This is a genomic window from Peribacillus sp. NPDC097284 (assembly GCF_044761765.1).
Lineage (GTDB): Bacteria > Bacillota > Bacilli > Bacillales > DSM-1321 > Peribacillus.
Window position 1 is genome coordinate 157213 of the sequence record NZ_JBIWCZ010000006.1, and the last position, 25155, is coordinate 182367.

The following is a 25155-nucleotide window of genomic DNA, read 5'->3' on the forward strand; positions in this document are numbered from 1 at the left end:
CAAAATATAGCACTTTAGTAGCAGGTAGTCAATTAGTTATTAGAATATTCAATCATTAATACGAATGCTATTTCCCCCCCATGACTTCAACAAAAAAACCAATCCATGTAGGATTGGCTTTTAGCTTATCTCTTTCAGCAATCCATACAAATAAGGAACAGACTGAAAGGCATATATTTTTTTTGTCATCTTTCCTTTTTCAAAAAGCAAAAGACAGGGTACGCTCTCAATTTCATATCGTTCAGCCAATGTCTGGACATAATTCATGTTCATTTTTCCAGCCTTCATTTCCGGGAACAGCTCTAGTGTTATGGAAAGCATTCTTGAAGCCACCTGGCAGGTTCCACACAAAGGTGTGTAAAGATATAAGCTAAAAGTGTTCCCTTGATCAACAGCTTGCTTAAAGTCTTCTTCTTTCCATTCCTCCATCAGTTACTCTTCCATCCTTTTACTTGTAAATTTAGTTTTCACTTTCATATTTGCAGTCAGTAGCACGGAAGCGATGTGATGTTCTGGGGTATCCTCGACTTCCTTGTACATCCTATCTATGTACAAATGCCTTGCTTCCGGCAGTTCCCGACGAAATTGTTTCCTTAGCTTTTCCCCTGACTCATCTGCGTCAAAAAGGATATAAACGTCCCGGCCTATCAATTCATCCACCATTTCATCCAACTTCGTTAAAGAAATGGTGCCATTGGTACATCTGATTTCGACTTCTTCGTCCAGAACGGATGCCACTTTGCGCTTGTCTGAAAGGCCTTCAACCATGATCACTTTATCGGGTACATCCCATTCCATCTCATCACCCCGTCTCCACTCAAATTGAAAAAGAGCAGGCTTAATTAAAGCCTCCCCCTCACCTTACTTACCCGTTTATCAGGCTATCATATTCGTTTGCACTCATCAGTTTTTCAACTTCACTGCTGTCTGATGGTTCAAGGACGATCATCCATGCTTTTTCAAACGGAGATTCATTAACGAATTCAGGATTGTCATTTAACTCTTCATTGATTTCAATGACCTTGCCGCTAATAGGAGCATAAAGTTCAGAAACCGTTTTAACGGATTCTACACTACCAAAGGGCTCGTTCGCTTTCAGTTCAGATCCGACCTCTGGAAGTTCAACAAAAACGATGTCCCCAAGTTCAGACTGGGCGAATGCAGTAATCCCTATGCGTACTGTACCCTCTTCCGTTTTGACCCATTCATGTTCTTTTGTATAACGAAGTTCTTTTGGCGTTGACATATTAATTCCCTCCATATTACAGCTTATATTTTATCTATTACATTATAAGGTAGATTCTTTGTTATGATAAGGAATTATCCAAATGTTTTGTAAAGTCTTAGCTCCAGGTTTGATCGAATTGTTCTTCTTTGAAACCTACTGTCACTTTTGAACCGTCCGTCACAATTGGTCTTTTCAAAAGCATGCCATCCGTAGCCAATATATCGAGCATCTCTTTCTCTGAAGCTTCTTTCAGTTTGTCTTTTAAACCGAGCTCGCGATATTTTTGCCCGCTCGTATTGAAAAACTTCTTCAACTCTAGTCCACTACTTTTATATATTTGTTCAATTTCTGCCCGAGAAGGGGGATTTTCCACGAGATGAATCGCTTCATATTGCAACTCATGACGATCCAGCCACTTCTTTGCATTACGGCATGTACCGCATTTTGGGTACCAGTATAAAGTTAAGCCCATCGTTTCACCACCTTCCCTTAGAATACCCGTTTTTTTGGGGCAATACAACGATAGACTCTCTCTTCGCATCCCCATGAAAAACCTACAAAATAAATCAAGGGAATACCCGATATGGGCATCCCCTTGATTAAGACTTTAAGAATTAAAGTGCATATTTTTCATTTTCGATTACTTTGACGGAAGCTTCACGTTTTTTCGCAATAACATTGATTGGATTATGTCTAGTCAACTTGCGAAGGGAAGAAAGCATGATGCGCAACGTATCGCCAGTTTCAACAGCAATCAACGTTTCTTTTGCATGTTGCTCGATTTCATTGAAAGCTTCTTGAACGAAGATTTCAGTGTAAAGCACTTTTTGTTGGTTCTTTTCTAGACCTGTAGTCGCGATTGCTTTTTCCGTACGTAGCACCACTGATTCAGCAGCATAGGCAAGAGATACGATATCAGCAATATTTGAAAGGATTTCTTGTTCTTGATCAAGTTTTTTACCGAATTTTTGTGCAGCAAGGCCTGCAGCCAGGATGCCAATTTTCTTAGCATTTCTAACCAGCATTTTTTCTTGTGCCAACGGCTCATCGCCTGGCTCTTCCGGCATCATCATCATTAACTCTTCTTGTAAGCCTTGTGCTTTTTGAAGAAGAGGAAGTTCACCTTTAAGTGCCTTTTTCAGGAATGTGCCTGGAACGAGCAAGCGGTTGATCTCATTTGTCCCTTCAAAGATGCGGTTAATACGAGAATCACGGTACGCTTTCTCAATTTCATATTCTTGCATGAAGCCATACCCACCATGAAGCTGAACCCCTTCATCAGTTACATAATCCAACACTTCCGAAGCGAAGAATTTATTCAATGAACACTCGATTGCGTATTCAGCAACGGCTGCGGCCATGGATTTACCGTCTTTTACTTGCTCATCAGTCAGTTTGCTTTGTCTTTGGTCATAAAGGCCGACCGTACGATAAACAGAGCTTTCCGCGGCATAGATTTTAGAAGCCATCGTCGCTAATTTTTCTTTTGTTAGGTTGAAATCAGAAATTTTCGTTTTGAACTGCTGACGCTGATTTGTATAAGCAGCTGTAAGTTCAAGAGCACGTTTTGAACCGCCTACTGCACCGACACCCAATTTATAACGTCCGATGTTCAAGATATTGAAGGCAATGACATGGCCTTTACCCGCGACACCTAGAAGGTTCTCAACCGGAACGGCTACATCTTCAAGGATCAATGTACGTGTAGAAGAACTCTTAATGCCCATTTTCTTTTCTTCGGCACCTGTAGATACACCAGGATATTCACGTTCTACGATGAAAGCGGAAAACTGTTCGCCATCGATTTTTGCGTAAACACAGAATACATCTGCAAATCCTGCATTCGTGATCCATTGTTTTTCTCCATTTAAAATATAATGAGTGCCTTCTGCATTCAATTTTGCCGTTGCTTTCGCACCCAACGCATCAGATCCCGAGCTCGGTTCAGTTAAAGCATATGCCGCAATTTTTTCACCTGTTGCAAGTAGTGGAAGGTATTTTTGTTTTTGCTCTTCATTACCGAATAATACGATTGGTAAAGAACCGATTCCTACGTGCGCACCGTGCGTAATTCCGAATCCGCCAGCAAGTGCCATTTTCTCCGTAATTAATGCAGAGCTGATTTTATCAAGGCCAAGACCGCTATATTCTTCTGGTACGTCAGCGCCTAGTAAGCCAATTTCCCCAGCATGCTTCAGCAATTTTACAGAACGGTCAAATTCATGGTTTTCTAAGTGTTCAACTTGCGGAAGGACCTCGTTCACTACGAAATCTTCAGAAGTTTTGGCAATCATTTTGTGCTCATCAGAATAATCCTCTGGTGTAAACACTTGATCATACGTAATATCTTCGACTAAAAATGCTCCACCTTTAATCAAGTTTTCTGTTGTTGGATTGGACATAAAAATTCCTCCTATATGGTAAGTTTCATTATCGTAAGTTTCATTGAAGGCCGGATACAGTGATTACACCTGCATCCGGATAAAAGGTTCTATGCTAATAATTCGAATACTCCGGCAGCACCCATACCGCCGCCGATACACATGGTGACGACTCCGAATTGTTGGTTTCTGCGTTTCATCTCATGAAGCAGGCTTAGGGTCAATTTGGCACCCGAACAGCCAAGTGGATGACCAAGGGCGATGGCCCCTCCATTGACGTTGACAATCTCTTCGTTCAAGCCAAGCTCCCGGATGATTTGAATGGATTGAGAAGCGAACGCCTCATTCAATTCGAACAAACCGATATCAGATAGCTCAAGCCCTGCAAGTTTTAATGCTTTAGGAATCGCAGCGATTGGGCCGATCCCCATGATTTCAGGCGGAACTCCCGCTACCGCAAAGGAACGGAACTTACCAATTGGCTTCATGCCTAAAGAGGAAGCTTTCTCTCCCTCCATCACCATGACGGCAGCAGCTCCATCACTTGTTTGCGATGAATTTCCTGCGGTAACGGATCCAGTTACAGAAAATGCCGGTCTTAGCTTTTTAAGGACTTCGACTGTCGTCCCCTCACGGACGCCTTCATCTTGAGTGAATTGAAATTTCTTTTCCTGCAGTTTCAAATCCGGACCTACAGAACGGAGAGTTACGTCTACCGGAACGATTTCATCAGAGAATTTCCCTTCTGCAATGGCCTTCGCCGCTCTTTGATGGCTGCGTACAGCAAATGCATCTTGGTCATCACGGGAAATCCCATATTTATTCGCTACAGCTTCGGCTGTGTGCCCCATACCCATGTAATACTCAGGCGCCGTTTCAGCAAGATGTGCGTTCGGACGGGTAACATGGCCCATCATAGGCACTAGACTCATAGATTCTGCGCCACCTGCTATGACCGTATCGCTTTGGCCGAGCATGATTCGTTCCGCTCCATATGCAATGCTTTGCAAACCACTCGAACAGTAACGATTGATGGTAATGGCCGGCACCGTGTATGGCAAGCCAGCCAATGCTCCGATATTCCTTGCCATATTCAGGCCTTGCTCTGCCTCTGGCATCGCACAGCCGATGATCAAATCATCGATATTGCCTTCATAATTTCCAGCACGCTTCAACGTTTCCTTTACCACAAGAGCCCCTAAATCATCTGGACGAACGTTAGCAAGAGAACCTTTTTTTGCTCTTCCTACCGGAGTCCTTGCTCCAGCTACTATTACTGCTTCTTTCATGAGGATCCCCCTTACTTCATTTTTAAGCTATCAACCTATTGAACTTTAGTTATTTGACTCTATCTTTGGACGATCAATTAGTTACGAAGTGGTTTTCCCTTAACAAGCATGTGTTGCATCCTTTGTTGTGATTTCGGTGTTGAAATCAATTTTAAGAATGCTTGTTTTTCTAGGTCCAGGATATATTGTTCATCTACTTCTGTACCGAATGGAAGTTTCCCACCAGCCAGGACATACGCAAGCTCTTTAGCGATGACTAGGTCATGCTCGGAGAGGAAGCCTGAAAGACGCATCGCTTCTGCCCCTAAAAGAAGTGCGGCATAACCGGTCTCACCAACCACAGGGATTTTCGTGCGGGTTGGTGCTGTGTAACCTTGGTCATACATCGAAATGACTGACTGCTTCGCATCATATAACTGATGGTCGGAATTCACACTGATTCGATCGGAAGCACCAAGGAAATTATTTTCCCGCGCCTCTTCGGCAGAAGTAGAAACCTTAGCCATGGCAACGGTTTCAAATACGCGATTCGCAACCTTCTGCAAATCAAAGTCGACGCCTTTTGGCATGCTCTTCAATGTTTTCACATAAAGTTCTTTGGTTCCGCCGCCACCAGGTATCAAGCCAACGCCAGCTTCCACTAGACCCATATACGTTTCTGTAGTCGCTTGAATGCGCGCCGCAGGAAGGGAAACTTCTGCACCTCCGCCAAGCGTCATATTGAATGGCGCCACGACGACAGGGACCGCACTATATTTAATTTTCAACATCGCTTTTTGGAATTGGCTGATCACCATATCCAATTCGAAAATATTGTCATCCTGGGCTTCCATCAACATCATGGCGATATTGGCGCCTACACAGAAGTTTTTGCCTTGGTTTCCAATGACCAAACCTTTATAATTTGCTTCAGCCTCGTCAACAGCTGCATTGATCATCTGCATGATATCAAGACCAATTGCATTGTTCGGTGACGTGAACTCCAGAAGTACGACTCCGTCGCCAATATCAATCAAACTTGCACCACTGTTTTTCTTGATTACGCCTTTTTGCTTCTTGATCGCTTTCAGGTTGATCACCTTTGGATTCTCAAGAAGTTCCTTATATTCACCATTGTGATAGTAGGAAACTACACCATTTTCTTCTTTATAGAATGAAGTGATGCCTTTCTCCAGCATTTCCTTCACCCATTGAGGAACAGTGACACCTTCTTGTTCTAGGCGTGCTACTGATTTTTCGACACCAATTGCGTCCCACGTTTCGAAAGGTCCTGTAGACCAACCGAAGCCCCATTTCATTGCCTGGTCAATTGCCACAATATCGTCAGCAATGTCCCCTAGCAGTTGTGCAGAATACACAAGGGCTGGATTCAACACATTCCAAAGCAGGAGGCCAGCACGGTCATCACTATAAACAAGCGCTTTCATTTTATTAGAAAGACCTTTTGCCTGTTTCGCCATTTCTATAGAAGGCGTTTTCAGTTTTTTCCGTGGTTCGTATTCAAGTGTTTCAGGGTTCAGCTCAAGGATTTCCTTGCCTTTTTTCAGGAAAAATCCTTGTCCGGATTTACTTCCAAGCCAACCGTTTTCAAGCATTTTATTCATGAAGTCAGGAATGCGGAAAACTTCCTTTTCCTCTCCTTCAACCTGGTCATATACGTTCTTCGCAACATGTGCAAAAGTATCAAGACCAACTACATCAAGCGTACGGAATGTTGCGCTCGTCGCCCTGCCAATCAATGGACCTGTTACAGAATCCACTTCACCCACGCTGTACCCGCCTTTTTGCATTTCACGAAGGGTAACTAGCAGCCCATACGTACCGATGCGGTTGGCGATGAAATTCGGTGTATCTTTGGCTTCGACCACTCCTTTACCAAGAACGTCTTCACCAAATTGCTTCATATATTCAAGCACTTCAGGAGCAGTGGCTTTCGTAGGAATGACTTCCAAAAGTTTCAAATAGCGTGGAGGGTTGAAAAAGTGAGTTCCCAAGAAATGCTTTTGGAAATCTTCAGAACGTCCCTCGGCCATCGCCTCAATTGATATACCTGATGTATTGGAAGAAATGATGCTGCCCGATTTACGGTATTTATCAACCTGAGCAAACACACTCTGCTTCACATCAAGTCTCTCCACGACCACTTCAATTACCCAATCTACTTCATTTAAACGGCTTATATCATCTTCCAGGTTCCCCGCTTCAATCAAGGCCAGATTGCCTTTTGCTGATAACGGAGCTGGTTTTTGTTTTAGAAGTTTAGTAATCGCAGTCTGACTAATGCGGTTACGTACTTGTTTATTTTCTAATGTAAGACCTTTTTTCTTCTCGTCCTCCGTGAGTTCACGAGGTACAATATCCAATAATAAAGTCGGAATGCCGATGTTAGCAAGGTGTGCAGCAATCCCTGATCCCATAACTCCTGACCCTAGAACAGCAGCCTTTCGTATTTGTCGAACCAAGTTCATATCCCCCTTACACAATGTATTGAATGAATGCTCATTCATTTTTGTCCCAAAAAAATTTTGAATATTTATTCTTATTACTAATATAGAATAAATTTGGAAATTCTGCAATGATTAAACAGGAAAAATTAAATATTTTTATCGTAAAACCCCTGGTTAGTTTTCACTCTTTAGAAGAAAATAACGAACAGGAGGTGACGTATACTCATGAAGCATAAAGATAATCCTTCCAAAGGAGCCGTAAGTGCCGCAAGCGTGAAAGGAAACGCGGGTCCTGGCGGTGAACGTAACAATGGAAAGAATAAGGTGAACAGCCAGAACAATCAATTTAAAAAATAGAGTCCAAAGTAGAGTAGCCGTCCCATATCCGGGCCGGCTCTTACTTCTGCTACCTCTTCCATATCCCCTTTAAAACGAAGGCAACATTGGCTGGCCTCTCCGCTAGGCGGCGCATGAAATATCCGTACCAATCCGTTCCATATGGAACATACACCCTAACCTTATAACCCTCTTCAGCTAATTCCAATTGCTTTTCATTACGGATGCCGAATAACATTTGAAATTCAAACCGATCCGTGCTGATGCCATGACTCTTGACGAACTTTTTCGTATAATCAATGATTTTATCATCATGGGTGGCGACAGCCGTATAGTTCCCATTTAGCAGATGCTTCTTAATGATTTTCTTGAAGTTCGCATCCACCTTCTCTTTTTCCGGAAAGGCGATGTTCGTTGGCTCTTTATACGCTCCCTTAACCAGTCGGAGATTCGGATGAAAAGAATTCAACTCATCGAGGTCTTTCTCCGTCCGATAAAGATATGCTTGTATAACCGTACCAAGATCATTATATTCAGCTTTTAGTTTTTTGAACACTTCTAATGTTGGCTGACAGCGCGGAAAATCTTCCATATCTAGCGTAACGAATACCTGGGCAGCTTTCGCTTCTTCTAAAATCCTTCTCATATTCTTCATGACAACATGCTCCGAAATATCCAAACCCATCGAAGTCAGTTTCAAGGATAACTGGGAATCGAGACTATGCTCGGAAATGGCTCGAATCGCATCGATGCACTGGTTTGCCATCTCTTCTGCTTCCTGCTCATGATCTATGAATTCACCTAGATAATCTATCGTCACAGATAACCCTTTTCGATTTAGTTCTGCAATGACCTTGGTCGCTTCATCCAAAGTTTCTCCGGCAACAAAGCGGGCTGCCCCAAAACGCAATCCATATCTCCGTGCAGCCTTAGTCAATGGTTTATTCTTCGATAGGTAGAGAAAGAAATCCCTCATTAGTTCCATCTGCGTTCCCTCCACATCCCTGTTTGGAAAAATAGATCTTAGGGTTAGGCTCTTATATCCTTCATGTATATTCAGTCACTTGCTCTTCTCGAATATAAAATTAAAAACAGGGGAAATTAATCTCGTTCAGACCACAATGAAGGAGGTAAGATGATGGAACAACAAAACTCGATGAACAATCAGCAACAAACGACCGGTTTCATGAAACAGCCACCCGAAATGGTATCTGTAAAAGATAGTATGTACCTTACCGATATGCTTTCCTGGAACTTGATTGCGATTAAAAAAGCACACTTTTACGCTAAACAATGTAAAGATCCTCAAATCATAAACGCTTTAACCCGCTGTGGACAGATGCATCAACGTCATTATGACACCATCTTGTCCCACTTAAATCCAAACCAACAGCAAAGCCAACAACAATTCCAGTAAAGGAGGTTTCTTGATGCCTAATCAAAACAAGGTCCAAAATCCCGAATCAACCATTGCCAAAACACCAGAAATGAATGACCGCGATTTTACAAATGACATGCTGGCAACAGAGAAGTATTTCTGTAACTCTTATTCAGTTGCCCTCCATGAGATGAGTAACCAAGCTTTATTTCAAGATGTTTTCTCGGTCTCAAAAGAAACCCAGGAAATGCAACGGGAACTTTATAACCTGATGTTCGAAAAAGGATGGTATGGCTTGGAAAAGGCACAAACCGATAGTTTAGGCCAGTCCTACCAACAGTTCTCTGGATATAAAGATCAATTCCCATCCGGTTCAAAGCTTCAATAACTATAAAAACGCCGGCCATGGTGAATGGCCGGCGTTTTTTATATATCCGTCGAAAACATGTACTTTTTATAATGATACCTTATGCTGAATATCAAGCCCATGGCCATCATATTCCCCATGAGCGAGCTTCCCCCGTAACTGATGAATGGAAGCGGAATTCCGGTGATCGGTAATACGCCGACCGTCATTCCGATATTTTGAAACACGTGAAACGTTAACATGCTGATGATGCCCACACAAATATATGTATAGAAATTATTCCGCGTTTCCATGCCGGTTTTTGTAATATGGTAAACCAATAAGAAGAACAATGAGATAATGATACTGGAACCGATGAAGCCGAATTCTTCCCCGATGATACTAAAGATGAAATCCGAATGACTTTCCGGTAAATATACTTCCCTTGACCCAATACCCTTACCTGTGGTCTGCCCTGAACCTATGGCCAGCAAGGATTTTGTCAAATGATACCCTTCCGAACTCGCATAGTTATAAGGATCCAGCCATGAATAAATACGGCCGAACTGATACGTTTTCACACCTATTTTCTCAAGCAATTCCGGATGCCAGAGGACGAAGTACATGATGGTGGAAACGGCAACGATACCCGCTGTCACGATTGGAAGCAAGATTTTCCATGATATCCCTGAAATGAAGATCATTCCGATCATGATTGACATTAAAACAAGCGATGTACCTAAATCCGGCTGTTGCATGATCAACAGCAACGGAGCTCCCGTCACAAGCCCTATCTTAACAAGGAGCCAGAGATCGGTTTGGATGGTTTTCAACGTATTCTTGAGATGATGATTTGAAATGACATTCGCCAAGGCCAAAATGAGAAAAACCTTCATGAATTCCGAGGGCTGTATCGATCCCAGTGGCTTAATGATGAACCAACTTTTCGCACCATTACGAACGGGCGCAATGGAATCTGGCATGACAAGCAATAATAACAATAGCAATAATCCGAATCCATATGCATACCAAGATATCTTCTTCAACTGGTCTGAATCCAGCGTGATGATTCCGAGAACAATCCCGACTCCAACCGCATACCAAAATATTTGTTTTATTAAGAAGTTTTCTTCGTATTGTCCAGTAGTCTGCGCACTGTATATGGCCAAACAACTACCAATACATAACAACAATAATATCGTGACCAAAGAAAAATCTATTCGCGATGAAAATTTATTTTGTTCTTCCATAATGAACTCTCCCTTAAAAAGGTTCCTGCTTCTTTAAATTACACTTACTCATTATACTTTAAACAAAGAAAATCACAACTATATCTAAGGATAGTTTGATGGCAAAAAGGCCACATGAAGTGAAAATCATGCAGCCTCTAAGTGGAATGTACTATAAATGGGTTTCCCTTGCCCTTCTTCGTTTTATAAACCTAGTGGCCACCCCGTTGATCGGTGAAAAAAGGAAAGCGAAGCCGAATAAGAAAGCGGCTGAACCAACCATGCACCCTGAGATGGAAGCATCAAGAAAAGTTGCTGAATAATACCCAATGACCGAGCTCAAGATCCCGACCCCGATGCTGACGACAATCATCCGACTTAATCGGTCCGAAAGCAAATAGGCCGTTGCCGCAGGAATAATGAGCATCCCCACCACCAAAATCGAACCGACACTATCAAATGACGCCACAGTTGTCAGCGAAACGAGACCCATCAGTAAATAGTGAAAAAATATAACCGGTATGCCCATCGCTGCAGCAAGTGCGGGATCGAAGGAAACCAGCTTAAATTGCTTGAAGAAAAGAAAAAGTAAGAGAAGATTGATCATGAAACAACTTCCTACAATCCAAACGGCCTTTGGCCCTGCCATAACCCCACCGATTGACATCATATTCCATGGGGTATATGCAATCTCGCCATACAGGACATGATCCAGATCAAAATCGATTTGCTGTGTATATAAACTGACCAATACAATCCCTACTGCGAATAGGGAAGTGAACACGATGCCTATCGCTGCGTCGGATTGAACCCCGGATGTTTGGAATAGCTGGATTAAGAATACGGTAAGTAAACCGAGTGCTGCTGCACCAATCAGCATGGGAATCGAATCACGCGACCCCGTTATTAAAAACGCCAATACGATGCCGGGTAAAACCGAGTGACTGATTGCATCGCCAATCAAGGTCATCTTCCTTACTATTAAAAAACACCCCAGTACACTGCAGGAACTCGCTACAAGTGCCCCGACTAAGATAATCCAAAAATCGTTCATGCTGAATGGCTTCCTTTCCTTTTTTCCTGTTCATGTACATAGATCTTTTTTGCCGAAACCCTTCTCCACGTCTTGGAGATGACTCCACGTTTAGGAGCAAAAAGCATGGAAAAGAAAAACCAGACCGTGGCCGATAAAACAATCAAAGGGCCTGTTGGCAGGTTATTGACCGACGTGCTGATTAATGTCCCGGACACCCCGCTCAGCAAACCGAAAATTCCAGAGAGTATGACCATGATATGCAGGCGCTCCGTCCAGTACCTGGCAGAAACGGCTGGGGTAATCAGCAAGGATGCCATCAACACTACCCCTACCGCCTGAATGCCGATGACGACAGCCGCCACTATCAGCATCATGATGAAATAGTCGAGGAATACGACCGGCAATCCCATCCCCTTGGCAAATCCAGGATCGAAGGACAATAGCTTAAATTCCTTGAAAAATAACGTACAAGTGAAAATGAGTATAAAGGAAACGGTCATCATCATATACACATCCGACATCACCATCGATGCCGTTTGCCCGAACAGAAAAGTGTCCAGTCCGCTTTGGTTTCCATATTCACTCTGCTGGATTTGGGTTAGCAATACGATTCCCAATCCAAAGAATGAAGTCAATACGATGCCTAGTGCCGCATCCTGTTTGATTTTACTGTACCTCGTCAGTATGCTAATCAGAAAAACCGCCACTAAACCTGCGACGGCCGCTCCGATCAGAAAGAAGGAGGTCGACTTCACCCCTGTTACTATGAAAGCGACGCAAATCCCAGGCAAGGCCGCATGTGCGAGCGTGTCACCCAATAGGGATTGTTTTCTCAAGTAAGCAAAACTTCCGATGACTCCACTGCTTAAGCCAAGGAACATGGTGCCTAGCAATATCCATCTTGTGTTGGGGTCCGCAAGTATATCCAGAACGTTCATCGTGTACACCTCATTTCAATAGCAAGCCTGACTCAGCATCGGATAATATCGCTAACCGTCCTCCATATGTCTCCTGCAAAAACTCAGGAATGAAGACCTCTTCTGTCGGACCAATCTTCATCACCTTTTTATTCAGCAACATCGTCCAATCGAAATATTCCTTCACAGTCGACAAATCATGATGCACTACAAGAACTGTCTTCCCTTTTTCTTTCAGCTCCATCAATAGCTGGATGATTGCCTTTTCCGTTGCGGCATCAACGCCCACAAATGGTTCATCCATGAAATAGATGTCCGCTTCCTGCGCCAACGCCCGTGCCAGGAAAATCCGTTGCTGCTGCCCGCCGGAAAGCTGACTAATCTGACGGTCAGCATACTCAACCATTCCTACTTTTTCCAGACATTCCATCGCCTTCATTCGTTCAGCCTTCCCGGGACGCTTCAACCAGCCCAGGTGCCCGTACCTGCCCATCATCACGACATCGAGTGCATTTGTCGGGAAATCCCAGTCCACCGATTCTCGCTGTGGTACATAACCGATACTCTTCCTCATGGATTTATAAGAAGCACCATGGATCGTGACTTTCCCGGCTAGTCTTGGAACCAATTCAAGAATCCCCTTGATCAAGGTGGATTTCCCCGCCCCATTCGGACCGATGATACCAATCAGATTCCCTTCCGGAACCTCGAATGTAACATCTTCGACCACCGGCTTTTTATGATAAGCTATCGTCAGATTCTCGACTTTCAACGCATAATTCATCCCATTTCCTCCTATTTTAATGCCTTCACGATCGTATCGGTATTATGCCGGACCATTCCGATATAGGTTCCTTCTTCCGTGCCTTTTTCCCCCATTGCATCCGAGAACAGCTCGCCGCCTATTTCCACGCTATGGCCTTGCTTTTCAGCTCCCTGAATGACCGCTTCGATAGCCTTTTTCGGTACGCTTGATTCCACGAAAATGGCTTTGATTTCATTTTCCACAAGATATTCACGCATATCCGTTACATCCTTCGAACCATATTCCGATAGAGTATTCATCCCCTGAAGCCCTCTCACTTCCAATCCATATGATTTGCCGTAATACCCAAAAGCATCATGTGCCGTGACGAGGACCCGCTGATTCTCCGGAATCTTATTTATCTCCTCATGGACATATTCATCAAGTTCCTTCAACTGGATAACATAGGCTTCATAATTTTCTAGATAACTAGCTTCATGGTCCGGGTCATTTGCAATCAGCTCTTCCTTCACGGCTTCCGCTGCCACCATCCAAAGCTTTACATCAAACCAGACATGCGGGTCATGTTCCGTTTCACTGACCTTATGAAGCTGATCCCCCGTAAAGTCTTTCGTCACCGCAATCGTCGGTTTCTCCTTACTCATCATTTCAAAGATATCCGTCATTTTCCCTTCAAGGTGCACACCGTTATAAAAAATCATGTCAGCTGAATCAAGTGTTTTCACGTCCCCCTGCGTTGCCTTATATAGGTGGGGGTCGACTCCCGGCCCCATTAAACTTGTGACCTTCACATGTTCACCGCCGATATTCTCGACCAAGTCCCCAATCATCCCCGTCGTAGCTACTACATTCAGCTTTCCTTGAACGTGATTCGATGGTTCATTGCTACATCCTGATATCATGACCACTGCCATAAGCAAGCTTCCAACCCATTTCAAAAACTTCATGTATTCCCCTCCATTTTATAGCCCTATATAAAAAAGTTTACCAAGGGCAAGATTTAGGCCAAAAAAAATCCGTTATATTTTGTCCTACGCGCTAGAATGTTTCCTCTATACAACTTATTTTATACTATACACAATTATTCGTAAAAAGTGCAAATTTTTAAATGTTGGACTGAAGAAATTTAATGCAGGAAAATATATACAAAACAACTTTTGTAAAGTATACTTTACGTACAGTGAGCTTTACATTAAAGAAAGGAGCCTGAGGGGTTGAAAAACAAATTACGGGATATGCGCAAGTCTCATCAACTTACACAAGAAAAGCTATCCGAACTAACGGGCGTATCCCGGCAGACGATTATTTCTATAGAATCCGGAAGATTCGATCCATCCATCAAGCTTGCTTACAAACTGGCAAAAGTGTTCGATTTGACCATTGAGGATATATTTCTATTTGAGGAGGAGGAAATGTAATGGATTTTAACTGGTGGGCTTTTTTAGGAAGTACCCTTGGCATCATCGGAGGGCTGGCTGGATTAAGGGGAGGTCGCCGTGCCGCTGCCAAGCGACGGGGATTGGATGAACGATTTGACCTCATCCGAACTAAAGCACGGGCAACCAGCTGGTTTTTCACCCTTTTTGGGATCTATATCTTTTTCTTCTTATTATTTTTTGGCGTAAAACTCTCTGTTGCCCCTGTTCTAGGTATTCTCTTACTTCTTCATCTCGGGTCATGGGCGATTTCCGTTTTTTATTATGAAGCAAAGCTTTAAATCATTTTTGTGATTTTACTGCTAGATAAGCTAACCCCAACTCAATCCCGCAAAGCACGATCAAACAAAGCAAAGTCGTTAACATCTTCATCCCTCCTTCAAGACTTTTATTAATCTTAAAGGATGAAACCCATACCAGAACAAGTCCCAGCATGAAGGCATTTCCCCTTTATGCTTTCGTTCTCTTGCTCTGAAATGGGTTTCATAGGGTAGACTGTAAAAAACGAAAAATGGTGATCTAATGACGAACATAAAAAAAATCGCTGAATATGCAGGTGTATCGATTACGACCGTATCTCGCGTGATGAATAACCATCCTTATGTAAGTGAGGAAAAGAGAAAGAGTGTACTAAAGGCCATCGAGCAATTGAACTATACGAGAAATATCAACGCCATCCATCTTACGAAAGGCAAGACTCATCTGATTGGCGTCATCATTCCATACACCAATCACCCCTATTACGGAGCAATCATCCAGGGAATTAATAAACAAGCAAATGTCCTTGGTTACCATATTGTCATCTTCCAAACACAATATGAAAGAGAGAAAGAAATCCAAGCACTGAAAATGTTACAAATGAAGCAACTCGATGGCATCATCGTCTGTTCTAGAATCTCAGAAATGAAAGTGCTCTTGGAGTATCATGTCTACGGTCCGATTATCTTATGTGAAGATACATCGCAGTCAGAATTTTCTTCGATCAGCATCGACCATTATGCCGCCTTTTCCTCAGCCCTCGACTACTTGGTAAACAAGGGATATAAGAAAATAGGCTACAGCCTTGGGCGAAAAAAGAGCAGGAATAGTTCACTTCGGATAAAGGCGTTTGAAGATAGCATGAAAAAACATCATTTTATAAGTAAAGAGGAATGGCTGTTTGAAGGCAGTTACTATATCAAAGACGGAGAAAGGGCCTTTCAAGAATGGGTCGCCATGCAGGATAAGCCAGAGGCCATCATTATAACGAACGATGATACGGCAGCTGGCTTCATCATTTCCGCTCAAAAAGCGGGAGTTAAGATACCTGAAGACGTCGCCATCCTTGGTTTCAATAACGATAGTATTAGCGAAATGCTGGACATCTCGACTATATCCCTACCCTTGGATTCGATTGGGAGAATGGCTGTTGACCTTTTTGAGGATCCTGCCACGATCAAACATGTAAAGCTAGGTTTCAGCCTTATAACGCGAAAAAGTGTATAATAATCAGAATTATTTGTTTTTATTATTCACCTATATTATCTATTTGAACACTAAATGGTTTGATTCATGTCTAATTAGGGAAAAAGATACTTGAAAAATAAACATTGCGCTCTCTAGAGGAATATTTTATAATTTTAATATAGCAAATTTCATTCAGTGACTCACAAACTGTATGTCACCATTTAAAATTCGCGTTATTAACAGTACGAATTGAATACTTCCTCATTTACCGATGAGTTAGAGGCTGCGGCTTATAAAAGTAACACGGACGAGATTCAGGAAAGTTGACGACTCCGTTTGAAAGGATAAGTTGCCGAAGTGTAGAAATATTCCTTGTATTTCTAGGCTGGCGATGTTTTCGAACAGGAACATCACTGTCACGTTTTCATAAAACGTGGGGAGCTATCTTCGGAAGGATTAAACGGGTATCTATATACAGCCGTCGATCTTTTTCGACTGCTGTTTTTTTTATATTCCGTCCCCTTCCCATAAAAAGGAGTGTAACATCAATTGAAAAATCAACAACAAAATTCAAATCCTACTGAACTGAAAAGGAGTCTGAAAGCTAGGCACCTTATGATGATATCTCTAGGTGGAACAATCGGCACCGGACTATTTTTAGCGAGTGGTGGTGCCATTCATACGGCTGGCCCCGGTGGTGCATTAGTTGCTTATGCGGTAATTGGCGCCATGGTTTTTTATTTAATGACAAGCCTTGCCGAGATGGCTGCTTATATGCCAGTTGCCGGTTCGTTCCGCGTTTATGCATCCAAATTCGTCGATCCCTCTTTCGGTTTTGCGATTGGGTGGAATTATTGGTATAACTGGGCCATCACGATAGCAGCTGAATTGGCGGCCGTTGTCCTGATCATGAAATTTTGGTTCCCGGATACTCCATCATTCATTTGGAGTGCCGTTGCATTACTCATCATGTTCTTAATTAACTATATGTCCGTTAAGGGCTTTGGCGAAGCCGAATATTGGTTTGCAATGATTAAAATCGTGACCGTCATTATCTTCTTAATTACTGGTTTTTTAATCATTTTTGGCATCATGGGCGGAAATGATCCGATTGGTTTTTCTAATTTCACCATGGGTGATGGGCCATTTAATGGAGGCTTCTTTACCATTCTAGGAGTCTTCATGGCAGCTGGCTTCTCCTTCCAAGGAACGGAATTGCTTGGAGTAACCGCTGGAGAAAGTGAAGATCCTGAGAAAAACATCCCTAGGGCGATCAAATCCGTTTTTTGGCGCATTATCTTATTCTATATCCTAGCAATCTTTGTCATAGGAATGATCATTCCTTTCACGGATGCACGTTTACTAAGTGAAGATGTTGCCGTCAGTCCATTTACGCTTGTTTTTGAACGCGCAGGCCTTGCCTTTGCCGCTGCTGTCATGAACGCAGTCATTTTAACATCCGTACTTTCAGCTGGTAACTCTGGCATGTATGCCTCAACCCGTATGCTATGGGATTTAGCACGTGACGGAAAAGCACCGAAGTTCCTTGGCAAGCTTGATAAAAGAGGCGTACCTGTAAATGCTCTTATCGTGACTTCTTTAGTCGGATGTCTTGCTTTCTTGGCTTCCTTCTTCGGGGATGGAGTCGTGTATATTTGGTTACTGAACGCTTCCGGCATGGCTGGTTTCGTCACATGGGTCGGGATTGCCCTTGCCCACTATCGATTCCGAAAAGCTTATATCGCTCAAGGTCTGGATTTAAATGACCTCCCATACCGTTCAAGAACCTTTCCGTTCGGTCCGGTTTTTGCGCTTGTCCTTTGCCTCTTCATCATCCTTGGACAAGGCTATCAAGCTTTCAGCACAGACGGAATTGATTGGAACTCCATGTTTGTTTCCTACATTGGTCTTCTTTTGTTCTTCGTTCTCTGGCTCGGATATAAAATTAAACATAAATCCAAAATCATTCCCCTTGAGGAATGTGATCTAAAAGTGAAATAAAAAAAAGGACCTGAATCTCTCTTCAACAGAGAAGTTCAGGTCTTTTCTTATTTCAAAAGGTAGACACGGCATTCATATGGACGCAACGGTTCACTGGAGACCGTGTCGCTTTCCTCCTGCTCATAATTGCCGATCAACAGGGTAGCCTTTAATGAATGTAACGCCGTCGGTATCGTCAAAGTCGCTTCTTGTCCCTTAAAGTTGCATAGCACAAGCACCTTTTCCTCACCTAGCGTCCTCGTATAGGCAAAAATCTGTTCATCATCCGGACAAAGTAAATCAAAACGACCATATACGATAATGTCATGTTGTTTACGTAATTGAATGAGCTTTTTATAAAAATGAAAAATGGATTGATGATCATTATAGGCCTTCTCTGCATTGATTTCCGGGTAGTTGGCATTCACGCCGATCCATGGAGTTCCTGTCGTGAATCCCGCATTCCGTCCATCATTCCACTGCATGGGTGTTCGCGCATTATCTCGACTACGTGCATGAATGGCAGCCATCATCTTTTCTTTTGACCATCCATACGTATTCACTAATTCTTCATAGGAATTCATCGTTTCTATGTCACGATACTCTTCTATGCTTTCAAAAGCGATATTGGTCATTCCCAGCTCTTCCCCCTGGTAGATATAGGGTGTCCCCTTTAACATATGAAGACAAGCAGCAAGCATCTTCGCACTTTCCACCCGATACTCCCCATCATCTCCGAATCTTGATACAACTCTTGGCTGGTCATGGTTATTCCAGTACAAACTGTTCCAACCTACCTCTTCCAACCCATATTGCCATTTTGAGAGAATCCCTTTTAAATCGCTCAGATCCCATTTTTCATTATTCCATTTTCCTTCCGGTCCTCCCCCTATATCCATATGTTCAAATTGGAAGACCATATGTAATTCCCCACGATCCTCCCCTGTGTAGAGTACCGCGTCATCTGGTGAAACACCGGGCATTTCTCCAACTGTCATCACATCATAATCAGAAAGGACGCGTTGATTGACTTCCTGCAAGAACTCATGAATTCTGGGTCCATTCAGGAAATAGGGACTTCCATCGCCGTGCTGTTTTCCATCCAAAATGTTTCCATCCATGTATCGCTGGTCCTTCGATAGAAAGTTAATGACATCCATCCGGAATCCATCAACCCCTTTATCCAGCCACCACTTCATCATGCTATAGATTTCCTCACGAAGTTGAGGGTTCTCCCAATTCAAATCGGGCTGCTTTTGGCTAAATAAGTGTAGATAATATTCATCCGTTCCCTCATCATATTTCCATGCTGAACCTTTGAAGACAGACTCCCAATTATTCGGTTCCTTTCCATCCTTACCAGGTCTCCAAATATAGTAATCTCGCTTCGGGTCATCCACGGAGGAACGAGAAGCCAGGAACCATGGGTGTTCATCTGACGTATGATTCACTACGAGATCCATCATGATTTTCATTCCCCGTTCATGGACCGCACTTAAAAGCCGATTAAAATCATCCATCGTCCCGAATTCCGTCATGATTGACTGATAATCACTAATATCATACCCGTTATCATCATTCGGTGATTTGTATACGGGAGAAAGCCAAATTACATCCACACCAAGCTCCTGTAAGTAATCAAGCTTGAGTAAGATTCCTTTCAAGTCACCTATTCCATCTCCATTGCTATCCATAAAACTACGAGGGTACACTTGATAAACAACCGACTCTTTCCACCACGTCTTTTCCATACCTACCACTCCCTCCATAACCTTTACATAATTATACAATAATCTTTCTATTATAAAGAGTGAAACTTCAGAATATTACCAATAACATATTTTCTACACCTAAAAAAAGGCTCACCCGCTTTATCTTCAAGCTCTTCAGCTGAAAATCAATCGGACAAGCCTTAATCATGAATGGATATATGCTAGTTTAACTAGGGAAAACCCTGTGTACAAGATTCTGAAACTCATCGGTAAACCCTTCAACCGGTTTTCCACTTTTAACATCTTTCACGTATTGATCCATCCTCTTTACAAAATCGGGGTTGGTCGATACATGAACATCATTGATGGAAGTATCACTGTTTCTTACAGCACCTTCAATTTTGTTTTTCACTTCCGTGGTAAGGGAGTCTTCCCCTTTTCTGAGTACGGCACCCACATATGCATCATTATCGATCACGATAACTCTTGCTCTTTTTACTTGCTTCAATTCCTCGATTCGGTCAGCAATATTCTCAGTTACCCTCATCTGATTGTTACCTTGACCAGCGTTGTTGTTGTTATTATTATTATTATTAGTTTTAGTATCCGTTCTATCGTTCACCGTCGTAGGATTATAACCAGTTTGACTCAAATCTCTATCCTGATTGGTCCGATTCAGCCCGAGGTTTTCGTTTGCTCCTTCATTTTCATTCGCGGAACATCCTGTAATGAATAAAGCCACCATTGCGGTTGTCACTAACGCTTTGTATTTTTTCATTTTTTTCCCTCCTCACATATGGTTTCCCTTACTATTTGCAAGGAGGGAAGGAATTATTCAGAAGAAGTGATTTTCAACCCAAGAATCCCTACGACAATACAACCAACGAAGACCAGGCGTATGGCATCCCTCGGTTCGTTAAACGCAATGATGCCCACCAATACGGCGCCGACTGCTCCAATTCCCGTCCATATCGCATACGCCGTTCCCATCGGTAGCGTCTTTATTGCTGAGGACAGAAAATAAAAACTAATAATCATGCCTACAATCGTGATGACAGAAGGAAATAATTTCGTGAAGCCTTCCGTATATTTCAAACTTGTAGCCCAAACCACTTCAAATAACCCAGCAATAACGAGTTGAATCCAAGCCATCTTATTTTCCTCCAATACAGAATAAGCCCGGGAGGTCACGAACATAACCTCCCGGGCTTTTATCCCTCCGTGTACGCAGAGTTTTTCTCTGCGCGTCTCTCTCGGTCCAGTCCGGCCTTGGACCGCGGAACCCTAGAAACATTTCAATTACCTGTACTATATCATTTCGATTTAATGGGGGTCAAACGTTTCTTACCCATTTCTTCTGCTCGTCATTGTCCTTTTTTCGCCTTTAATAGTATGCCAGATATTCTTAAATGGTTGTGGTGTTTGTTTCGCGGCATCCACCGTATACTGAACCGCTTCTTTTTTATATTGAACATCTTCTGTGATTTCCTGCTGTGTCTCCGCAAGATGATCCGTCTCCGACTTAATCTGATCTGTTTTCGCCTGCATGCGCGCAACAGTTTCATTTACATTATCAATGGTTGGTTTAGAATCCTTAAATGTCTTAAAAGCAAAAAATGCTAAATAAATAATCGAACCAATAAAGAGGGCCAGACTAATATATACAATGATCACGTATCGTTTCCTCCTTCTTCTTCTCTTCTTTCCACTACTATACCCATTATACCCGCTAGAAAACAGTACACATGTAATTTCTCATAAGCCTGGGTTTAACAAAGCGAAGCAGAAACACCGAATGATGCAATCCCCGGTAGACCCGCTTCGTCCATTGGTCTCTTTTCAGAAAAGACTATGGGCTTCGCTTCATCCGTTTATCAAGCCAACTCTTGCTATAGATTTGATGTAAAACATGCTACTATAAGAGTAGATACCATCGGAAAGGGGCCCCATTATGGATACGCGATCACTTATTTTACTTGGATTACTTATGGCCCAGAGTCAACATGGCTACCAAATTAATGAATTCATAGAAAGAAACTTAAGTACCATTACAGATATGAAGAAGCCAACCGCTTATGCAACATTAGATAAATTAAGTAAACAAGGCTACATTGAGGTACACACTGAGCAAGAAGGCAACAGACCACCTCGTAAAGTGTATTCCATTAATGAAAAGGGAAAACAATATTTCTACGAGCTGCTCATTCAAAACCTCTCCTCTGCGGAAAGTGTAAAGTTCAGCGGGGATATCGGCCTGATGTTCATTGATCACCTCCCCTTGGAAAATGTCATTCCAGCTCTTGAAAACAAGCTCACAGAGAATGCGAAACTGATTACCGTGTTAAAAAAGACTCCCGTACACGGTTCAGGACATGGCGTCGATTTTGCCGTAGCTCATAAGATTGCCATGCTTGAAGCAGAAACGGAATTCATCAAAAACACCGTACTCACACTTAAGGATCAGCTGAAAGAACTGAAAAGTACATGATAGTCTAAACCCTTGCCAAGTAGCGTGCACTTCCTACTCGGTGGGGTTTTTTGTTTGCATGGAATTTCTATTTGACTATTAATACAGACGGTACTATACTTTAGGAGTAATAGTCATAACTGACTAATCACTATAAAACTAAAGAGGTGTTACGATGTATCTTGCACTAAAGGAACTCAAGCACGGAAAATTCCGATTCATGATGATAGGTATCATCCTAGTGCTCATATCTTGGCTAGTCTTCATCCTTTCAGGACTTGGCAATGGACTTTCTACATTAAGTGCCGCATCCTTCAAGAATATGGATGCCGATTATGTAGTCTTTGAAGAAGGATCCCGAAACTCGATGACACGGTCCATGTTTAGTGGAGATCTTGCAGATGAACTAAAGGAATTCCCGGAAGTCAAAGCTGTATCTCCCATGGGACATTCAATGGCAACTGTTTTAAAAGGGGATACTGACGCAACGGAGGAAAAAACGGATATCGCCTTGCTTGCGATAGAACCCGGTAGCTTCCTGGAGCCTGAAATCATCGAAGGACATGCTCTATCTAAAGATCGTCCCAAAGATGTTGTCGTAAATGATTCATTCAAGGAAGAAGGCTTTAAGCTTGGCGATACCTTGGAATTGGAAGGAACGACAGAGAAAGTTACGATTGTTGGATTTACAGAAAATCAAACATACAACCATGTGACATCCGTCTTTACAACACTTGATAAGTGGCGGAGCATTCACTATGCGGCTCCTGGTTCCGATAATGGAGTCAATGAACCTGTTAACGCCATTATGCTTCAAGGCAAAGATATTGACGTTGATTCCATAAATAAAGAATTCAAGGGTTATGATATCGTTACTAAATCCCAAGCGGTTCAAGGTATGCCAGGTTACGTGGAAGAAAATGGGACAATCGTTATGATGCTTGTCTTCCTTCTTGCGATTTCAGCTTTCGTCCTAGGTGTATTCTTCTATGTACTAACGCTACAAAAATCCAACCAATTTGGCATCATGAAAGCGATTGGAGCAAGCAATGGGTTCCTTGGTAAAGCGATTGTTTCCCAAGTGTTCCTATTATCACTTATCAGTATAATCGTAGGTATCCTCTTAACATATGGTACGGCACTTATCTTACCAGCAGGCATGCCATTTGAACTGGATACGAAGTTAGTGATTATCTACAGCATAATTTTACTTATCATATCCGTTGTAAGTTCATGGATTTCAGTTCGTAAAATCACGAAAATCGATCCATTGCAAGCTATTGGGAGGGCAGAATAATGACTGGATTACAACTTGAACATGTATCGAAATTTTACGAAGAGGGTGGCCATAAGATAGCGGCCCTTCAAGATGTTTCTTTATCCGTCGAACAAGGGGAATTTGTGGCCGTCATTGGCCCATCCGGTTCTGGTAAAAGTACCTTCCTTTCCATAGCAGGAGCCCTCCTTCAAGCTTCTGCAGGTGCAGTCAGCCTGAATGGTAAGGATCTAGGTGGCCTCAATGCGAAAGAACTGGCCAATGTCCGTTTGAACGATATCGGTTTTATCTTACAAACATCGAACCTCATACCGTATTTAACGGTACTTGACCAATTACTTGTCGTGAAAAAAATGGCAGGCAAGATCACAAAGCAAGATAAAGCATTTGCTAAAAGTCTACTCACTGACTTAGGTCTAGGAAGTAAAATGAGTAAGTTTCCAAACGAGTTATCAGGTGGAGAACGCCAGCGGACAGCCATCGCCAGAGCCTTCATGAACCAACCCAATATCATACTTGCAGATGAACCAACTGCAAGCCTTGATTCCAAACGAGGACATGAAGTCGTCCAACTTATCGCCAAAGAAGTTAAGTCACGGAAGAAAGCAGCCATCATGGTAACCCATGATGAACGCATGCTACAATATTGCGATAAAGTGTATAAGATGGAAGACGGTCAATTATCACTCGTCTCCAACTGATATATAAAGCCCATCCTTGTATAAGGATGGGCTTTATATATGGAATAATGTGAGCAGGTCGACTAGCGAAATCCTCTGGGACCTAGCTGGATTTAGTTATCAGAAAATTAAAATAACATGTATAATGAAGGTGTCTTTTTAAAATGAGGAGGATGAAGAATATGGATCATTTAATTCAACAATTCAAAGAGATTCCTACCACGGCCATTTCAGATGCAATGGAGGGCATGAACAACGTAGATTCAGGCATTAAGCCCTTAAAGGAAGGGTATAGGTTTGCCGGACGGGCTTATACGGTTCAATTACCCGTTGGTGATAACTCAGCCATGTTAAAAGCAATCGGCGAGGCACGTCCAGGGGATATATTGGTGGTCGACAGTAAAGGAGATACATACCGGGCCATTGCTGGTGACTTCGTCATTGGCATGATGAAGACGATGCAAATTGGGGCACTCGTGGTTGATGGAGTGATACGTGATCTCGGTGCTATTAAGGAACTTGATTTTCCTGTATTCAGCAAAGGCACCACCGTTGCCTCAAGTGGAAAATATGGAGTGGGAGAGACCAATTTGCCCATTTCCTGTGGTGGAGTCACCGTAAACCCAGGGGACTTGGTTATTGGGGACATGGATGGAGTAATCGTCGTCCCTCAGTCTAAAGGTGAGGAAATTCTAAAAAAGGCAAAAGATAAACTACTTAAAGATGAGCAGCGTGCCGAAAAATACGCAGGAAATCCCGAAGAAATCAAAAAGTACATTACCATGATGACTTCAAAGTCTTAAGA

At 42.6% G+C, this 25155-nt stretch carries 28 protein-coding genes and 2 riboswitches; of the genes, 11 read left to right on the forward strand and 17 right to left on the reverse strand.

Annotated elements, in window-relative coordinates:
- Positions 1-120: 120 nt before the first annotated feature.
- From ACIQXU_RS13465 to ACIQXU_RS13495, 7 genes are all read right to left on the reverse strand, one after another.
- Positions 121-429 carry a thioredoxin family protein gene (locus ACIQXU_RS13465; protein ID WP_402870937.1) on the reverse strand — a complete coding sequence of 103 codons (309 nt, stop codon included), beginning with the start codon at positions 427-429 and terminating at the stop codon, positions 121-123.
- A gap of 3 nt (positions 430-432) precedes the next feature.
- The gene (locus tag ACIQXU_RS13470; protein WP_402990022.1) at positions 433-798 is read right to left on the reverse strand and encodes a toprim domain-containing protein; all 366 of its coding nucleotides are present in this window, start codon (positions 796-798) and stop codon (positions 433-435) included.
- A 67-nt stretch (positions 799-865) separates the two neighbouring features.
- Positions 866-1246, reverse strand: coding sequence for a glycine cleavage system protein GcvH (gene gcvH / locus ACIQXU_RS13475; RefSeq protein ID WP_402954391.1), 381 nt, complete (start codon positions 1244-1246; stop codon positions 866-868).
- Positions 1247-1343: 97 nt separating this feature from the next.
- Positions 1344-1700, reverse strand: coding sequence for an arsenate reductase family protein (locus ACIQXU_RS13480; protein WP_402870929.1), 357 nt, complete (start codon positions 1698-1700; stop codon positions 1344-1346).
- 142 nt (positions 1701-1842) lie between these two features.
- Positions 1843-3630, reverse strand: a complete 1788-nt coding sequence (locus ACIQXU_RS13485) for an acyl-CoA dehydrogenase family protein (RefSeq protein WP_402870926.1) — start codon at positions 3628-3630, stop codon at positions 1843-1845.
- Positions 3631-3719: 89 nt separating this feature from the next.
- Entirely contained in the window at positions 3720-4898 is a 1179-nt protein-coding gene (locus tag ACIQXU_RS13490; RefSeq protein WP_402870923.1) for an acetyl-CoA C-acetyltransferase, read from the reverse strand.
- A gap of 77 nt (positions 4899-4975) precedes the next feature.
- Entirely contained in the window at positions 4976-7360 is a 2385-nt protein-coding gene (locus ACIQXU_RS13495; protein WP_402990025.1) for a 3-hydroxyacyl-CoA dehydrogenase/enoyl-CoA hydratase family protein, read from the reverse strand.
- A gap of 210 nt (positions 7361-7570) precedes the next feature.
- On the opposite strand from ACIQXU_RS13495, the gene ACIQXU_RS13500 reads away from it, so the two are divergent.
- A complete protein-coding gene (locus ACIQXU_RS13500; protein ID WP_402870919.1) occupies positions 7571-7702 on the forward strand; it encodes a YuzL family protein in 132 nt (43 codons plus the stop codon).
- A 49-nt stretch (positions 7703-7751) separates the two neighbouring features.
- Here ACIQXU_RS13500 and ACIQXU_RS13505 read toward each other — a convergent pair whose 3' ends face one another.
- Positions 7752-8666 carry a proline dehydrogenase family protein gene (locus ACIQXU_RS13505; RefSeq protein ID WP_402990028.1) on the reverse strand — a complete coding sequence of 305 codons (915 nt, stop codon included), beginning with the start codon at positions 8664-8666 and terminating at the stop codon, positions 7752-7754.
- 153 nt (positions 8667-8819) lie between these two features.
- Here ACIQXU_RS13505 and ACIQXU_RS13510 point away from each other — a divergent pair, with 153 nt between their 5' ends.
- Both ACIQXU_RS13510 and ACIQXU_RS13515 read left to right on the forward strand, forming a co-directional pair.
- Positions 8820-9098 (forward strand): hypothetical protein, encoded by a 279-nt coding sequence (locus ACIQXU_RS13510; RefSeq protein WP_402990031.1) that lies wholly within the window; start codon positions 8820-8822, stop codon positions 9096-9098.
- A gap of 13 nt (positions 9099-9111) precedes the next feature.
- Positions 9112-9447 carry a spore coat protein gene (locus ACIQXU_RS13515; RefSeq protein WP_402990034.1) on the forward strand — a complete coding sequence of 112 codons (336 nt, stop codon included), beginning with the start codon at positions 9112-9114 and terminating at the stop codon, positions 9445-9447.
- Between the two features lie 38 nt (positions 9448-9485).
- Here the strand turns inward: ACIQXU_RS13515 and rodA are convergent, their stop codons facing one another.
- The 5 genes from rodA to ACIQXU_RS13540 form a co-directional block, all read right to left on the reverse strand.
- The gene (gene rodA, locus ACIQXU_RS13520; RefSeq protein ID WP_402990037.1) at positions 9486-10655 is read right to left on the reverse strand and encodes a rod shape-determining protein RodA; all 1170 of its coding nucleotides are present in this window, start codon (positions 10653-10655) and stop codon (positions 9486-9488) included.
- A gap of 151 nt (positions 10656-10806) precedes the next feature.
- The gene (locus ACIQXU_RS13525) at positions 10807-11688 is read right to left on the reverse strand and encodes a metal ABC transporter permease (RefSeq protein WP_402990040.1); all 882 of its coding nucleotides are present in this window, start codon (positions 11686-11688) and stop codon (positions 10807-10809) included.
- Positions 11685-12608 (reverse strand): metal ABC transporter permease, encoded by a 924-nt coding sequence (locus ACIQXU_RS13530; protein ID WP_402954403.1) that lies wholly within the window; start codon positions 12606-12608, stop codon positions 11685-11687. Before ACIQXU_RS13530 ends, ACIQXU_RS13525 begins: the two co-directional genes overlap by 4 nt.
- A 10-nt stretch (positions 12609-12618) precedes the next feature.
- A complete protein-coding gene (locus ACIQXU_RS13535; protein WP_402870903.1) occupies positions 12619-13371 on the reverse strand; it encodes a metal ABC transporter ATP-binding protein in 753 nt (250 codons plus the stop codon).
- An 11-nt stretch (positions 13372-13382) separates the two neighbouring features.
- Positions 13383-14300: a metal ABC transporter solute-binding protein, Zn/Mn family gene (locus tag ACIQXU_RS13540; RefSeq protein WP_402870902.1), complete on the reverse strand. Its 918-nt coding sequence runs from the start codon at positions 14298-14300 to the stop codon at positions 13383-13385.
- A gap of 267 nt (positions 14301-14567) precedes the next feature.
- Between ACIQXU_RS13540 and ACIQXU_RS13545 the strand changes: the two genes are divergently transcribed.
- From ACIQXU_RS13545 to ACIQXU_RS13560, 4 genes are all read left to right on the forward strand, one after another.
- A complete protein-coding gene (locus tag ACIQXU_RS13545; RefSeq protein ID WP_402954408.1) occupies positions 14568-14771 on the forward strand; it encodes a helix-turn-helix transcriptional regulator in 204 nt (67 codons plus the stop codon).
- Positions 14771-15070, forward strand: a complete 300-nt coding sequence (locus ACIQXU_RS13550) for a hypothetical protein (protein ID WP_402870897.1) — start codon at positions 14771-14773, stop codon at positions 15068-15070. Before ACIQXU_RS13545 ends, ACIQXU_RS13550 begins: the two co-directional genes overlap by 1 nt.
- Positions 15071-15311: 241 nt before the next feature.
- Positions 15312-16274, forward strand: a complete 963-nt coding sequence (locus ACIQXU_RS13555; protein ID WP_402954415.1) for a LacI family DNA-binding transcriptional regulator — start codon at positions 15312-15314, stop codon at positions 16272-16274.
- A gap of 230 nt (positions 16275-16504) precedes the next feature.
- Positions 16505-16687, forward strand: a riboswitch (Lysine riboswitch).
- Between the two features lie 97 nt (positions 16688-16784).
- The gene (locus ACIQXU_RS13560) at positions 16785-18236 is read left to right on the forward strand and encodes an amino acid permease (RefSeq protein ID WP_402870890.1); all 1452 of its coding nucleotides are present in this window, start codon (positions 16785-16787) and stop codon (positions 18234-18236) included.
- A gap of 47 nt (positions 18237-18283) precedes the next feature.
- Here ACIQXU_RS13560 and ACIQXU_RS13565 read toward each other — a convergent pair whose 3' ends face one another.
- The 4 genes from ACIQXU_RS13565 to ACIQXU_RS13580 all read right to left on the reverse strand — a co-directional run bounded on the left by ACIQXU_RS13565 (position 18284) and on the right by ACIQXU_RS13580 (position 21601).
- Positions 18284-19966 (reverse strand): glycoside hydrolase family 13 protein, encoded by a 1683-nt coding sequence (locus ACIQXU_RS13565; protein ID WP_402870888.1) that lies wholly within the window; start codon positions 19964-19966, stop codon positions 18284-18286.
- Between the two features lie 187 nt (positions 19967-20153).
- On the reverse strand, positions 20154-20705 hold the full coding sequence (locus tag ACIQXU_RS13570; protein ID WP_402990043.1) for a YhcN/YlaJ family sporulation lipoprotein: 552 nt from the start codon (positions 20703-20705) through the stop codon (positions 20154-20156).
- A 53-nt stretch (positions 20706-20758) separates the two neighbouring features.
- On the reverse strand, positions 20759-21079 hold the full coding sequence (gene sugE / locus ACIQXU_RS13575) for a quaternary ammonium compound efflux SMR transporter SugE (protein WP_402870883.1): 321 nt from the start codon (positions 21077-21079) through the stop codon (positions 20759-20761).
- Between the two features lie 46 nt (positions 21080-21125).
- Positions 21126-21226: riboswitch (guanidine-I (ykkC/yxkD leader) on the reverse strand.
- A 45-nt stretch (positions 21227-21271) separates the two neighbouring features.
- Positions 21272-21601: a DUF948 domain-containing protein gene (locus tag ACIQXU_RS13580; RefSeq protein WP_402870881.1), complete on the reverse strand. Its 330-nt coding sequence runs from the start codon at positions 21599-21601 to the stop codon at positions 21272-21274.
- A gap of 277 nt (positions 21602-21878) precedes the next feature.
- Here ACIQXU_RS13580 and ACIQXU_RS13585 point away from each other — a divergent pair, with 277 nt between their 5' ends.
- The 4 genes from ACIQXU_RS13585 to ACIQXU_RS13600 all read left to right on the forward strand — a co-directional run bounded on the left by ACIQXU_RS13585 (position 21879) and on the right by ACIQXU_RS13600 (position 25153).
- Positions 21879-22415 (forward strand): PadR family transcriptional regulator, encoded by a 537-nt coding sequence (locus ACIQXU_RS13585; RefSeq protein ID WP_402870878.1) that lies wholly within the window; start codon positions 21879-21881, stop codon positions 22413-22415.
- Positions 22416-22569: 154 nt separating this feature from the next.
- Positions 22570-23691, forward strand: a complete 1122-nt coding sequence (locus ACIQXU_RS13590) for an ABC transporter permease (protein WP_402870875.1) — start codon at positions 22570-22572, stop codon at positions 23689-23691.
- Positions 23691-24371, forward strand: a complete 681-nt coding sequence (locus ACIQXU_RS13595; RefSeq protein ID WP_402870872.1) for an ABC transporter ATP-binding protein — start codon at positions 23691-23693, stop codon at positions 24369-24371. The genes ACIQXU_RS13590 and ACIQXU_RS13595 overlap by 1 nt, the downstream gene beginning before the upstream one ends.
- A 161-nt stretch (positions 24372-24532) precedes the next feature.
- Positions 24533-25153 (forward strand): RraA family protein, encoded by a 621-nt coding sequence (locus ACIQXU_RS13600; RefSeq protein ID WP_402990046.1) that lies wholly within the window; start codon positions 24533-24535, stop codon positions 25151-25153.
- Positions 25154-25155 lie beyond the last annotated feature (2 nt).